Origin of the sequence: Ancylobacter polymorphus, assembly GCF_022836935.1 — a bacterium.
GTDB classification, from domain to species: Bacteria; Pseudomonadota; Alphaproteobacteria; order Rhizobiales; family Xanthobacteraceae; genus Ancylobacter; species Ancylobacter polymorphus_A.
In genome coordinates this window covers 3,154,615-3,167,727 of sequence record NZ_CP083239.1, presented here as the reverse complement: position 1 = coordinate 3,167,727, position 13,113 = coordinate 3,154,615, and the positions used below count along the sequence as shown (strand labels likewise).

12 protein-coding genes are annotated in these 13,113 nt (G+C 66.3%); all 12 read right to left on the bottom strand.

Annotation, left to right across the window (positions count from 1 at the left end; all coding sequences use genetic code 11):
* Positions 1-152 precede the first annotated feature (152 nt).
* A complete protein-coding gene (locus K9D25_RS14955) occupies positions 153-848 on the bottom strand; it encodes an ABC transporter ATP-binding protein (protein ID WP_244376405.1) in 696 nt (231 codons plus the stop codon).
* Between the two features lie 9 nt (positions 849-857).
* Positions 858-2,081, bottom strand: coding sequence for a lipoprotein-releasing ABC transporter permease subunit (locus K9D25_RS14950; RefSeq protein WP_244450886.1), 1,224 nt, complete (start codon positions 2,079-2,081; stop codon positions 858-860).
* Positions 2,082-2,236: 155 nt separating this feature from the next.
* Positions 2,237-3,559 carry a proline--tRNA ligase gene (gene proS / locus K9D25_RS14945; RefSeq protein ID WP_244376404.1) on the bottom strand — a complete coding sequence of 441 codons (1,323 nt, stop codon included), beginning with the start codon at positions 3,557-3,559 and terminating at the stop codon, positions 2,237-2,239.
* Between the two features lie 418 nt (positions 3,560-3,977).
* On the bottom strand, positions 3,978-4,253 hold the full coding sequence (locus tag K9D25_RS14940; RefSeq protein ID WP_244376403.1) for a DUF1467 family protein: 276 nt from the start codon (positions 4,251-4,253) through the stop codon (positions 3,978-3,980).
* 9 nt (positions 4,254-4,262) lie between these two features.
* Positions 4,263-4,667, bottom strand: a complete 405-nt coding sequence (gene mce, locus K9D25_RS14935; RefSeq protein WP_244376402.1) for a methylmalonyl-CoA epimerase — start codon at positions 4,665-4,667, stop codon at positions 4,263-4,265.
* Between the two features lie 105 nt (positions 4,668-4,772).
* Complete coding sequence (locus K9D25_RS14930; protein ID WP_432207948.1) at positions 4,773-6,401, bottom strand: ribonuclease J; 1,629 nt, start codon at positions 6,399-6,401, stop codon at positions 4,773-4,775.
* Positions 6,402-6,472: 71 nt separating this feature from the next.
* Positions 6,473-7,228, bottom strand: a complete 756-nt coding sequence (locus tag K9D25_RS14925; protein ID WP_244376400.1) for a biotin--[acetyl-CoA-carboxylase] ligase — start codon at positions 7,226-7,228, stop codon at positions 6,473-6,475.
* Positions 7,229-7,230: 2 nt separating this feature from the next.
* On the bottom strand, positions 7,231-8,658 hold the full coding sequence (gene nuoN / locus K9D25_RS14920; RefSeq protein ID WP_244376399.1) for an NADH-quinone oxidoreductase subunit NuoN: 1,428 nt from the start codon (positions 8,656-8,658) through the stop codon (positions 7,231-7,233).
* Between the two features lie 31 nt (positions 8,659-8,689).
* On the bottom strand, positions 8,690-10,204 hold the full coding sequence (locus K9D25_RS14915; protein WP_244376398.1) for an NADH-quinone oxidoreductase subunit M: 1,515 nt from the start codon (positions 10,202-10,204) through the stop codon (positions 8,690-8,692).
* Entirely contained in the window at positions 10,204-12,135 is a 1,932-nt protein-coding gene (gene nuoL / locus K9D25_RS14910; protein WP_244376397.1) for an NADH-quinone oxidoreductase subunit L, read from the bottom strand. Before nuoL ends, K9D25_RS14915 begins: the two co-directional genes overlap by 1 nt.
* A gap of 9 nt (positions 12,136-12,144) precedes the next feature.
* Positions 12,145-12,453, bottom strand: a complete 309-nt coding sequence (gene nuoK, locus K9D25_RS14905) for an NADH-quinone oxidoreductase subunit NuoK (protein WP_244376396.1) — start codon at positions 12,451-12,453, stop codon at positions 12,145-12,147.
* 3 nt (positions 12,454-12,456) lie between these two features.
* On the bottom strand, positions 12,457-13,062 hold the full coding sequence (locus tag K9D25_RS14900) for an NADH-quinone oxidoreductase subunit J (protein ID WP_244376395.1): 606 nt from the start codon (positions 13,060-13,062) through the stop codon (positions 12,457-12,459).
* Between the last annotated feature and the right edge of the window lie 51 nt (positions 13,063-13,113).

Here is a 13,113-nt window from a genome sequence, read left to right as displayed (position 1 = left end):
TCGCCGTACGTGATGCGGGGCTGGGCGATTAGGCTGCACTAAGCCTTCATCCTTCGAGGCCCGGCGCTGCCGGGCACCTCAGGATGACGTAGCGCGTAACCGATGACGTTGCGCGCCTCAGGGCTACGTTGCCCGCTTGGGGTGCCCCCGCCTCAGGCGAGTTCCACCACCTGCCCCTCGCGCAACGTCACCCGGCGGTGCATGCGGTCGGCGAGGTCGAGATTATGGGTGGCGATGACCGCCGCGAGCCCCGTCGCCTCCACCAGCTGCGACAGCGCGTGAAACACATGGTCGGCGGTGTGCGGGTCGAGATTGCCGGTCGGCTCGTCGGCCAGCAACACGCGCGGGGCGTTGGCGACGGCGCGGGCGATGGCGACGCGCTGCTGCTCGCCGCCGGAAAGCTCGCCCGGCCGGTGTTCCAGCCGCTTGCCGAGGCCGAGATAGCTGAGCAGTTCCTTCGCCCGCTGCGCCGCCTCCCGGCGCGGCAGGCCGCGGATCATCTGCGGCAGCATCACATTCTCCTGCGCGGAGAATTCGGGCAGCAGATGGTGGAACTGGTAGACGAAGCCGACATCGACGCGGCGGATGCGGGTGCGCTCGGCGTCCGACAGGCCGGCGGTGCCGGTATCGCCGATGAACACCTCGCCGGCGTCCTGATGTTCCAACAGGCCGGCGATATGCAGCAGGGTGGACTTGCCGGTGCCGGAAGGGGCGACCAGCGCAACGGACTGGCCTTCCATCACGGTGAAATTGGTACCGCGCAGAATTTCCAGCGTGCCCTCGCCCTGGGCATAGCGGCGTTCGATGCTCTCAAGCCGCAGCGCGGCCTTGGGGTGAGCGGTCGACATGGCGCCCTCCTATTCGTAGCGCAGCGCTTCCACCGGATCGAGGCGCGCGGCGCGCCAGGACGGGTAGAGCGGGGCGAGAAGGGACAGGATGAGCGCCATCAGCACCACGGTGGCGGTTTCGCCGGCGTTCAGCTCGGCCGGCAGGCGGCTGAGATAATAGAGTTCCGGCGAGAACAGCTCGGTTGAGGTCAGCCAGGAGATGAACTGACGGATCTCCTCGACATTGAGGCAGACGATGAGCCCGAGCAAAAAACCCGCCAGCGTGCCGACCACGCCGATGGCGGCGCCGGTGACGAGGAAGATGCGCATGATCGCCCCGCTGGTGGCGCCCATGGTGCGCAGAATGCCGATATCGCGCCCCTTGTCCTTCACCAGCATGTTGAGGCCGGAGACGATGTTGAAGGCCGCCACCACCACGATCAGCGTCAGGATCAGGAACATCACGTTCCGCTCCACCTGCAGCGCGTTGAAGAAGGTGGCGTTCCGCTGCTTCCAGTCGACGATGTAGATCGGCCGTTCCACCGCCTCCTGCAGCAAGGCTCGGTAGCGGTCCACCTCGTCCGGCTTGTCGATATAGACCTCGATGGCGGTCACATCGCCATCCCTGTTGAAATAGGCCTGGCTCTCCGCCAGCGGCATGAACACGAAGGCGCTGTCATATTCCGACATGCCGATCTCGAACACCGCCGCGATCTTGTAGACCTTGATGCGCGGCGTCGTGCCCATGGGCGTGACCGCGCCGCGCGGGGCGACAAGGGTGAGATTGTCGCCGGCCTGCAGCGAGAGCTGCTTGGCGAGGCCCGCGCCGATGGCGACGCCGGATCCCTCGTCGAAGCCGTCCAGCGTCCCGGCCTTGATATTGGAACCGATGGCGGGCAGCGCCCGCAGGCTGGCCTCGGAGAGGCCGCGCACCAGCACGCCGCCCGCTCCGAAGGCGGAGGAGGCCAGCGCCTGCCCTTCCACCAGCGGCACGGCGAGCTTCACCCCCGGCACGCCGGCAATGCGCTTGGCGACTTCTTCGTAGTCGGTCAGCGGCCCGCCGGCCGACTGCACCAGCATATGGCCGTTCAGCCCGAGGATCTTCGACAGCAGCTCGGTGCGGAAGCCGTTCATGACCGCCATGACGATGATGAGCGTCGCCACGCCGAGCATGATGCCGAGGAAGGAGAAGCCGGCGATGACCGAGATGAAGCCTTCCTTGCGGCGCGCGCGCAGATAGCGCAGCGACAGCATCCACTCGAAGGCGCTGAACGGCCTGGAGCCCGTGGGCTCCGCGCCGGCACTCGCCGACGCGGTCTTCGCTGCCTTGGTCCGACGCGCTGCGCTCTTGGCCGCCATGCCTGCTCCGCCCCTCGCCCGGCCTTGATCGGCCGGCGCGCGCCCTCAACTCAACCGATGATCCGCTCCAGCGCCGCCGGGATGGTCAGCGTCTCGCGCGAACCATCCGCCCGCCGCTTCAGCTCCACCGTACCGGCCGCCAGCCCCTTTGGCCCGACGATGATCTGCCAGGGAAGGCCGATCAGGTCGGCGGTGGCGAATTTCGAGCCGGGCCGCTCCGCCGTGTCGTCATAGAGCACATCGACGCCGCGCGCGGTCAGCTCGGCATAGATCGCCTCGCAGGCCTCGTCCGTCGCCGCATCACCGACCTTGAGGTTGAGCAGCCCGACGCGGAACGGCGCGATGGCCTCCGGCCAGATGATGCCGTTCTCGTCATGCGACGCCTCGATGATGGCGGCGACGAGACGGGAGGGGCCGATGCCGTAGGAGCCCATATGCACGGGCGTCTCCACGCCATCGGGGCCCGTCACCTTGGCGCCCATCGGCTCGGAATATTTGGTGCCGAAATAGAAGATGTGACCCACCTCGATGCCGCGCGCCGAGACCCGCTGTTCCTCGGGAATCGCCGCGAAGGCCTCTTCGTCATGCTTCTCTTCCGTGGCCGCATAAAGGCTGGTCCAGCGGTTCACGATGTCTTGCAGGCCGGCGGGATTGCGGAAGTCGACGCCCGCCTCCGGCGTGGCCATGTCGAGATAGTCGGCATGGCAGAACACCTGGCTCTCGCCGGTCGAGGCGAGGATGATGAACTCATGGCTGTGATTGCCGCCGATCGGGCCGGTGTCGGCCACCATGGGAATCGCCTTCAGCCCGAGCCGGGCAAAGGTCCGCAGATAGGCGACGAACATGCGGTTATAGGCGACGACCGCGTTCTCGAAGTCGAGGTCGATGGAATAGGCGTCCTTCATCAGGAACTCGCGCGAGCGCATGACGCCGAAGCGCGGGCGCACCTCGTCGCGGAACTTCCACTGGATGTGGTAGAGGTTCAGCGGCAGGTCCTTGTAGGACTTCACATAGGCGCGGACGATCTCGGTCAGCATCTCCTCATTGGTCGGCCCGTAGAGCATGTCGCGCTCATGCCGGTCCTTGATGCGGAGCATCTCCTTGCCATAGTCGTCATAGCGCCCGCTTTCGCGCCAGAGATCGGCCGACTGGATGGTCGGCATCATGATCTCGATGGCGCCGGAGCGGTTCTGCTCCTCGCGGATGATGTTGCAGATCTTGTCGAGTACGCGCTTGCCCAGCGGCAGCCACGCATAGATGCCAGCGCTCTCCTGCCGGATCATGCCGGCGCGCAGCATGAAGCGGTGCGAGACGATTTCCGCTTCCTTCGGGACTTCGCGGAGGATGGGAAGGAAGTAGCGGGAAAGGCGCATCAGCGGAAACTCACGATTCGGCCGGGATCGGCTGCGTGGCGGCGATGGCGGAGTGAAACCGGATCGCCTCACAAAACACAAGCCCTTGCCCCATGGACGCGGGCGAATGGCGCAAAGACTGCCTCAACTTAAGGCTTGATGCCCGATCCGCGCCCATTTTTGTTGCAACGCACCATAATCGTATTGCGACGCAAGGATGACAAGGTTCTAAATTTTGCTAGAGTGCCGGCCTCTAGAAAGAGGTCCGCTGAACGCTTTGAGGAGCGTGCTGATCGGTCCAGGTCTCGGGAGGAATGACGGCTAAGAAAGCCCCCTGGCAGACGTCGAAACGGCGCGGAATCAGGTGCGGGCGGCCAGACAAGGAAGGCGGGACTTCGGTCCCGCCTCTTTTTTTGCCTTTTTGCCGGCAGCGCGCCGTCTATTTGGCCTGATAGAGCGGGAACGGCATGGGCAGCATGTCGGAATTCAGCCGGTCCGTCTCCACCAGCCAGGCGAAGATCAGCACGAGAATGGCGGAGATCACCGTCGTCGCCAGTGCCTTGCGCAGCAGCATCGGCTGCTGCGGCGCGCCCGGCTCGGTGCCGTCCTCGACCGCGCCGTCCTCATGCTGGGAGCGCACGCCGAAGGGCAGGACGGTGAAGATCACCACCCACCAGACGATGAAATAGATCGCGATATAGGTGCCGACGCCCATTGTGCCGCCTCACGCCTGTTCCAGCTCGACCAGCGTGCCGAGAAAATCCTTGGGGTGGAGGAACAGCACCGGCTTGCCATGCGCGCCGAGGCGCGGCTCGCCCGAGCCCAGCACCCGCGCCCCCGCCGCCAGCAGGCGGTCGCGGGCGGCGAGGATGTCCTCGACCTCGTAGCAGAGATGATGAATGCCGCCTTCCGGATTGCGTTCGAGGAACTTCGCGATGGGCGAGTTCTCCCCGAGCGCGCCGAGCAGTTCCACCTTGGTGTTGGGCAGGGTGACGAACACCGTGTTCACCCCATGCTCCGGCTGCGGCGTGATGCCGGACACCACGCCGCCGAGCGTGTCGCGATAGGTGGTGATCGCGGCATCGAGATCCGGCACGGCGATGGCGACGTGGTTCAGACGGCCGATCATGCAAGTCCCCTCCCCGTTCCGCCGCGCGGACGCGCCGGCACCGGGGATACGCCGGCGGCACGGGAAAGGCTCACCTCCCGCGCCCGCCGGCTCCCGGCCCGCCTGTCATACCGTGATCACAAGCACATGGCAGAGCGGCTTCTTGCCCCAGGCAGCGTTGATCTGGGCGCGCACCGCGCGCGTCACCGATTCCGCGACCGCGTCCGGGTCGCGCCGGCGCGGCTTGGGCAGGCCGTCGAGGCAGTTCAGCACGGCGTCCTCAACCACCTCATCGAGCGGCGTGCCGCCAATGCCGAGGCGCGGCAGGCCGGAGAGGTCGATCATGGGATCGCCGACCACCTCGCCCTTGGACGACATGGCGATGGCGACCGAGACCAGCCCGCTGAAGGACAGCCGCCGGCGCTCGGAAATCGCCGGGTCCTCGGCGCCGACCAGCACCTGCCCGTCCTTATACAGACGGCCGGAGGGAATCTCCTCGATCACCTCCGCGCCCAGCGAGGGATCGGCGCTGATGAGGCGCACCACATCGCCATCCACCAGCCTTATCACCTCGCGCGCGCCCATGCGGCGGGCAAGCTCGGCATGCTCGGACAGATGCAGCGGCTCGCCATGCACCGGCACCGCCACTTGCGGGCGCAGCCATTTGTACATCTGCTCCAGCTCGCCCCGGCGCGGATGGCCGGACACATGCACAAGCCCGTCGCGGTCGGTGATGACCTTGATGCCCTGCAGCACCAGCGCGTTGATGATGCGGTTCACCGCCCGCTCATTGCCGGGAATGGTGCGCGACGAGAAGATCACATGATCGCCCGGCGACAAGGCGATATCAGGATGGTCGTCATCGGCGATGCGCGCCAGCGCCGCGCGCGGCTCGCCCTGGCTGCCGGTGAGGATGGCGACCACCTTGTCGCGCGGCAGGAAGCCATAGGCATCGACCGGGCGGAAGGGCGGCAGCCCGTCGAGCATGTGCTGCTCGCGCGCCACGCCGATCACCCGTTCCATCGCCCGCCCAACCAGCACCACCTCGCGCCCGGCCTTCACCGCCGCCTCGGCGATGGAGCGAATGCGGGCGACATTGGAGGCGAAGGTCGTCACCGCCACACGGTGCGGCGCGGCGGCGATCAGATCGTGCAGCGCGGCCTGCACATCCACTTCCGAGGGCGAGATGCCGTCGCGAATGGCATTGGTGGAATCGCAGATGATCGCCCGCACGCCCTCATCGCCCAGCGCGGTGAAGCGCGCGGGATCGGTGACATTGCCGACCACCGGGGTCGGGTCGATCTTCCAGTCGCCCGTGTGCACCACCAGCCCGAGCGGGGTGCGGATGGCCAGCGAATGGCTGTCGGGAATGGAATGCGCGACCGGCACGAATTCCACGTCGAACGGGCCGATCTTCGTCCGCCCGCCCGTGGGCACGATGTGGAAGGGAATCTTCGGCGCCCCCGGCTCGCCGAGGCGCCGCGCCTCCGCCAGCGCGTGGGTGAAGGGCGTGGTGTAGACGGTGCAGCCGAGACGCGGCCACAGATCCACCAGCGCGCCGATATGGTCCTCGTGCCCGTGGGTGATGACGAGGCCGGCGAGGTTGCCGGCATCCGCCTCACGTTCGAGAAAGCCGACATCGGGCATGATGATGTCGATGCCCGGCACTTCCGGCGGCGCGAAGGAGATGCCGAGATCGACCGCGAGCCATTTGCGCCGGTTGCGTGGCCCCAGACCATACAGCCCGAGATTCATACCGATCTCGCCGACCCCACCGAGGGGGGCGAAGACCAGTTCGTCCGGCCACTTGCTCACATTCCTGCCTTTCACACTGGCGCGGCAGGCGTGGGAAACACGTCGCCGGCGCTGATCGTCTCGCGCACACCGTCACTGCGGCGCAGCACCATGGCGCCCGAAAAATCGAGTGCCTCGAATACTCCCGCAACCTCCCGGCTGCCAAGCCGTGCCGTCATCGCCTTGCCGAGGCCGCTGGCGCGGCGCAGCCAGGCGTCGCGCGTCGCGGCGAAGCCGGCGCCCCGTGCCCATTCCGCCAGCCGCGCCGCCATCGACGCATCGAGCGCGGCCAGCAGTGCCGGCGGATCGGTGGGATAGCCGGCGGCCGCGAGGTCCGTGGTGGGATAGGGCGTGTCGGCGGGATGGTGCGCGCAATTGACACCGAAGCCAATCACCGTCGCGGCCCGCCCGCCAGGCGCCACCGTGCCCTCTAGCAGGATTCCGGCCAGCTTGGCGCCGTCAATCATCACGTCATTGGGCCATTTGAGGCCGATGCGCAGCGGGTCGATGCCGGTGACGGCGCGCACGGCATCATAGAGCGCGAGCGCGGCGACGAAGCAGAGCTCCGGCTGGCGGGCCGCCGGCGCGGCATCCACCAGCAGCAGCGAGGCGTAGAGATTTCCGGGCTCGGACGCCCAGGGGCGGCCGCGCCGGCCGCGTCCGCCGGTCTGCCGCGCGGCGACAAACCAGCAGGGCGCCGCGCCGCCCACTTGGGCGAGCGCGGCTTCGTTTGTCGAACCGACGGTGTCGAAACGGACGACCGGCGTCGCGACCGGCGTGGGCGCCATTCTCAGAAGAGCGCCCGGGCCGCCGCCGCCGCCGCCGCGATGAGCGGCGCGGGATAGACGAAGAACAGCAGGGTGAAGGTGCCGGAAATGGCGAGCACCACCCGCGGTTCCGAGCGCATGGGCTCGAAGGCCGCCGCCGGCTCGTCGAAATACATGATCTTGACGATGCGCAGATAGTAGAACGCGCCGACCACGCTGGTGAGCACGCCGATGACGGCGAGCGTGTACAGCCCGGCCTCGATCGCCGCCAGGAACACGTAGTACTTGGCGAGGAAGCCGGCGAGCGGCGGAATGCCGGCGAGCGAGAACATCAGCACCGCCAGCATGAACGCCTTCACCGGGCTGGTGCGGGCGAGACCGGCGAGTTCGTCATAGCTCTCGACCATGCCGTCCTTGCGCCGCATCGACAGGATGCAGGCGAAGGTGCCGAGCGTCATGACGAGATAGACCGCCATGTAGACCAGCACGCCCTGGACGCCCTGCTGCGTGCCGGCGGCGAGGCCGACCAGCGCGAAGCCCATATGGCCAATGGAGGAATAGGCCATCAGGCGCTTGAAGTTGCGCTGGCCGATGGCGGCGAAGGAGCCGAGCGCCATCGAGGCGATGGAGACGAAGACGATGATCTGCTGCCACTGATGCGCGACGTTGGGCAGCGCCTCCATGGCGAAGCGCACGAACACCGCCATGGCCGCCACCTTCGGCGCCGAGGCGAAGAAGGCGGTGACGGGCGCCGGCGCGCCTTCGTACACGTCCGGCGTCCACATGTGGAACGGCACGGCCGAGACCTTGAAGCACAGGCCCGCGAAGGTGAACACGATGCCGAAGATCAGCCCGAGCGAAGGCTCGCGCGCCGCCTGGGCGATCTGGGCGAAATTCACCGAGCCGGTGAAGCCATAGATCAGCGAGGCGCCGTACAGCAGCATGCCGGAGGAGAGCGCGCCGAGCACGAAATACTTCAGGCCCGCCTCGGTGGAGCGCACGGAATCGCGGTTATTGGCGGCGATCACGTATAGCGCGAGGCTCATCAGTTCGAGGCCCATATAGAGCGCGATCAGATCGCCGGCCGAGATCAGCACCATCATGCCGAGGGTCGAGAGCAGCACCAGAACCGGGTACTCGAAGCGGTCCTGCTTCTCGATCTTCAGCCAGTCCACCGACATGGCCAGCGTGCCGCCGGCGCCGATCAGCGCCAGCACCTTCATGAAGCGGCCGAACGCGTCGACCTGGAAGGCGCCGTTGAACAGCGTCGCATCGGCGGGGCCGATCAGCACCAAAACCAGCGCGCCGAACAGGGCGGCGAGCGCCAGCCCGTTCACCGTGTCGGTCGACTTCGGCCCGGCGAAGGCGCCGAGCATGAGCAGCGCCAGCGCGGACAGCGCCAGCAGCAGTTCGGGCAGCGCGGGGCCGAGCGCGGCGAGGGAGAGGGTCATTGGACGGGCTCCGCGATGGTCATGGGTCGGATCAAGGCAGCACCAGCGCGGCGGCCTTGACGGCGCCGACGGCGATGTCGGCGCGGGCAACAATCGCGTTCACCGCGACATTGCAGGCGTCGAGGATCGGCTGCGGCCACACGCCGAACAGGATGGTGAAGAACAGCAGCGGCACGAGCGAGGCCATCTCGCGGGCGTTCACGTCGCCGAGCCCCTTCAGGCTATCCTTTTCCAGCGGACCGAAGATGATCCGCCGGTAGAGCCACAGCGCATAGGCCGCCGAGAGGATCACGCCGGTTGTGGCGAAGAAGGCGACCCAGGTGTTGCGGCCGAACGTGGCGAGCAGGGTGAGGAACTCACCGATGAAGCCCGACGTGCCCGGCAGGCCGACATTGGCCATGGTGAACACCATGAACAGCGTGGCGTAGATCGGCATGCGGAAGACGAGGCCGCCATAGGCGGCAATCTCGCGGGTGTGCATGCGGTCATAGACCACGCCGACGCACAGGAACAGCGCGCCCGAGACGAAGCCGTGGCTGACCATCTGGAACACCGCGCCCTGGATGCCTTCCTGGGTCAGGGTGAAGATGCCCATCGTCACATAGCCCATATGGGCGACGGAGGAGTAGGCGATCAGCTTCTTCATGTCCTCCTGCATCAGGGCGACCAGCGAGGTGTAGACGATCGCGATCACGGAGAGCGTGAAGACGAAGGGGGCGAAATAGGCCGACGCCTCCGGGAACATGGGCAGCGAGAAGCGGAGCAGGCCGTAGCCGCCCATCTTCAGCAGGATGCCCGCCAGAATGACCGAGCCGGCGGTCGGCGCCTCGACATGCGCGTCGGGCAGCCAGGTGTGCACCGGCCACATCGGCATCTTCACCGCGAAGGAGGCGAAGAAGGCGAGCCAGAGCCAGTGCTGCATCCCCGAGGGGAAGTTGAAGCTCAGCAGCTGGGTGATGTCGGTGGTGCCAGCCTGCCAGTACATCGCCATGATGGCCAGCATCATCAGCACCGAGCCGGCGAGCGTGTAGAGGAAGAACTTGAACGTCGCGTAGATGCGCCGCTTGCCGCCCCAGATGCCGATGATGAGGAACATCGGGATCAGGCCGCCTTCGAAGAAGAAGTAGAACTGCAGCAGGTCCAGCGCCGCGAAGGTGCCGATCATCAGCGTTTCGAGCACCAGGAAGCAGATCATGTACTCCTTCACACGGTGCTGAATCGACTCCCAGCTCGCGAGGATGCACATCGGCATCAGGAGCGTGGTCAGCACGATGAAGGGCAGCGAAATGCCGTCCACGCCCATGCGGTAAGCGGCGACATCGCCGAGCCAGGGCTGGTATTCGGTGAACTGGAAGTCCGGGTTCGACGCATCGAAGCCGACCAGCAGCAGCAGCGAGATGACGAAGGTGACGAGGGTCGCCCACAGCGCCACCCAGCGGGCGTTGCGCTTGGCGACCTCATCGTCGCCGCGGATCATCAGGACGATCAGCAGCGCGCCGACGAGCGGCAGGAAGGTGACGACGGAGAGAATGGGCCACTCATACATCAGTGCGCGCCCCCGAACATGAACCAGGTGATGAGGGCCGCGACGCCCACCAGCATCACGAACGCATAGTGGTAGAGATAGCCGGTCTGCAGCCGCACGACGCGGTTGGTCACGTCGATGACGCGGGCCGAGACGCCGTTCGGGCCGTAGCCGTCGATGACCCGCATGTCGCCCTGCTTCCACAGGAAGCGGCCGAGCCACATGGTCGGGCGGACAAACAGGAAGTCATACAGCTCGTCGAAGTACCACTTGTTGAGCAGGAAGCGGTACAGAACGTCGTTCTGCTTGGCCAGCGCCTTCGGCACGGCGGTATTGGCGATGTACATCCAGTAGGCCACGGCGAAGCCGAGCGCCATCATCACCGTCGGGGCCCACTTCGCCCAGCCGGGAATGTGATGCATCTCTTCCAGGATCTTGTTGTCCGACGCCATGAAGATCGACTCCCGGAAGAAGTGATCGACATCGTGCCCGACGAAGTACGGGTAGAGGATCATGCCGGCGAACAGCGCGCCGAGCGAGAGCACGCCGAGCGGGATGAGCATGGTCAGCGGCGATTCATGCGCATGGTCGTAGGTGTGGTGATCCGCGCGCGTCTTGCCGTGGAAGGTCATGAACATCTGCCGCCAGGTGTAGAAGGCGGTGAGCGCCGCCGCCGCGACCGTCATCACCCAGGCATAGGTGGCGGCGGGGCTGTGGCTGACGAAGGCGGTCTCGATGATCGCGTCCTTGGAGAAATAGCCGGCGGTGAAGGGGAAGCCCGTCAGCGCCAGGCCACCGATCATCATGGTGGCGTAGGTGAAGGGAATCTTCCGCCACAGGCCGCCCATGTGGCGCATGTCCTGCTCATGGTGCATCGCATGGATGACCGAGCCGGCGGCAAGGAACAGCAGAGCCTTGAAGAAGCCGTGGGTGAGCAGGTGGAACACGCCAACGGAATAGGCGCCGGTGCCGAGGGCGACGAACATGTAGCCGAGCTGCGAGCAGGTGGAATAGGCGATCACGCGCTTGATGTCGTTCTGCACGCAGCCGACCGTCGCCGCGAAGAAGGCGGTGGAGGCGCCAACGAACAGCACCACGTTCAGCGCCGTGTCCGACAGCTCGAACAGCGGCGACAGGCGCGCCACCATGAAGACGCCGGCCGTCACCATGGTGGCGGCGTGGATGAGCGCCGAGACCGGGGTCGGGCCTTCCATCGCGTCGGGCAGCCAGGTGTGCAGGCCGAGCTGCGCCGACTTGCCCATGGCGCCGATGAACAGCAGCAGGCAGATCACGGTCGGCGCGTGCCACTCATGGCCGAGGAACAGGATGTTCTTGTCCATCAGCGAGGGCGCGGCCGCGAAGACCTGCTCGAAGGCCACCGAGCCGGTCATGAGATAGACGGCGAAGATGCCGAGCGCGAAGCCGAAATCGCCGACACGGTTGACGATGAACGCCTTCATCGCCGCCGCGCAGGCCGACGGCTTGTCGTACCAGAAGCCGATGAGCAGGTAGGAAGCGAGGCCGACGCCCTCCCAGCCGAAGAACAGCTGCACGAGGTTGTCGCTCGTCACCAGCATCAGCATGGCGAAGGTGAACAGCGAGAGATAGGCGAAGAAGCGCGGACGGCTGGGGTCCTCGTGCATGTACCCCATGGAGTAGAGGTGCACGAGCGAGGACACGGTGGTGACGAGGATGAGCATCACCGCCGTCAGCGTGTCGACGCGGATCGCCCAGGTCACGTCGAGCTTGCCCGACGCCATCCAGGTGAACAGCTCCACCGTGCCGTCATGACCGCCGAAAGCGGTCTGGAAGAACACGATCCACGCGAAGAAAGCGGAGATCATCAGCAGACCTGTCGTCACCAGCTCCGAGGCGCGGGCGCCGATCAGCCGGCCGAACAGGCCGGCGATGAGAAAGCCGACGAGGGGAAGAAATACGATCGCCTGGTACATGAAGCCCGCTCAGCCCTTCATGGTGTTGATGTCCTCGACGGCGATCGACCCGCGATTGCGGTAGAACACCACGAGGATGGCGAGGCCGATGGCGGCCTCGGCGGCGGCGACCGTCAGCACGAACAGGGCAAAGACCTGTCCGACGATGTTGCCGAGGAAGACGGAGAAGGCGACGAGGTTGATGTTCACCGCCAGCAGGATGAGCTCCACCGACATCAGGATGACGATGACGTTCTTCCGGTTGAGGAAGATGCCGAGCGTGCCGAGCGTGAACAGGATCGCCGCGACGGTCAGATAGTGCGGAAGGCCGATCGCCATGGCTCAGAGCCCCTTGCCGGAAGGCACCTTGACGACGTCGATCGCCATCGCCTTGGTGCGCGCGTTCTGGACCGGAATGCTCTGGCGCTTCACATTCTCCTTGTGGCGGAGCGTCAGCACGATGGCACCGATCATGGCGACCAGCAGGATGAAGCCCGCCGCCTGGAAGAAATAGACGTAATCCGTGTACAGCACCCGGCCGATGGCGACCGCGTTCGACACGCCGGGCGCGGCGGAAGCGACCGCGCCGGTGACGCCGGCACCGAAGGTCCAGGAACCGACGACCAGCACCAGCTCGGCGAGGAACACCATGCCGATCAGCACGCCCACCGGCAGATACTGCAGGAAGCCCTGGCGCAGCTCGACGAAATCCACGTCCAGCATCATGACGACGAAGAGGAACAGCACCGCGACCGCGCCGACATAGACCACGATGAGCAGCATCGCGATGTATTCGGCGCCGATCAGGATGAACAGGCCCGAGGCGTTGACGAAGGTCAGGATCAGGAACAGCACCGAATGGACCGGGTTCCGCGACGCGATGACCATGAAGGCCGAGGCCACGGCGACCCCGGCGAAGAGATAGAAGAACAGCGCGGCGAGGCTCATGCCCGGCACCCCCCAGTCATTCCGGCGCCCGCTGTTGCGGCGGTCGCAGCG

Excerpts from the sequence above, each read along its gene's own strand:
- mce (WP_244376402.1), bottom strand. The coding sequence starts at position 4,667 with ATGATCGGCCGTCTGAACCACGTCGCCATCGCCGTGCCGGATCTCGAT.
- K9D25_RS14930 (WP_432207948.1), bottom strand. The coding sequence starts at position 6,401 with ATGAATCTCGGGCTGTATGGTCTGGGGCCACGCAACCGGCGCAAATGG.
- proS (WP_244376404.1), bottom strand. The coding sequence starts at position 3,559 with ATGCGCCTTTCCCGCTACTTCCTTCCCATCCTCCGCGAAGTCCCGAAG.
- K9D25_RS14915 (WP_244376398.1), bottom strand. The coding sequence starts at position 10,204 with ATGTATGAGTGGCCCATTCTCTCCGTCGTCACCTTCCTGCCGCTCGTC.
- nuoL (WP_244376397.1), bottom strand. The coding sequence starts at position 12,135 with ATGTACCAGGCGATCGTATTTCTTCCCCTCGTCGGCTTTCTCATCGCC.
- nuoK (WP_244376396.1), bottom strand. The coding sequence starts at position 12,453 with ATGGCGATCGGCCTTCCGCACTATCTGACCGTCGCGGCGATCCTGTTC.
- K9D25_RS14900 (WP_244376395.1), bottom strand. The coding sequence starts at position 13,062 with ATGAGCCTCGCCGCGCTGTTCTTCTATCTCTTCGCCGGGGTCGCCGTG.
- K9D25_RS14925 (WP_244376400.1), bottom strand. The coding sequence starts at position 7,228 with ATGGCGCCCACGCCGGTCGCGACGCCGGTCGTCCGTTTCGACACCGTC.
- K9D25_RS14955 (WP_244376405.1), bottom strand. The coding sequence starts at position 848 with ATGTCGACCGCTCACCCCAAGGCCGCGCTGCGGCTTGAGAGCATCGAA.
- nuoN (WP_244376399.1), bottom strand. The coding sequence starts at position 8,658 with ATGACCCTCTCCCTCGCCGCGCTCGGCCCCGCGCTGCCCGAACTGCTG.
- K9D25_RS14950 (WP_244450886.1), bottom strand. The coding sequence starts at position 2,081 with ATGCTGTCGCTGCGCTATCTGCGCGCGCGCCGCAAGGAAGGCTTCATC.
- K9D25_RS14940 (WP_244376403.1), bottom strand. The coding sequence starts at position 4,253 with ATGGGCGTCGGCACCTATATCGCGATCTATTTCATCGTCTGGTGGGTG.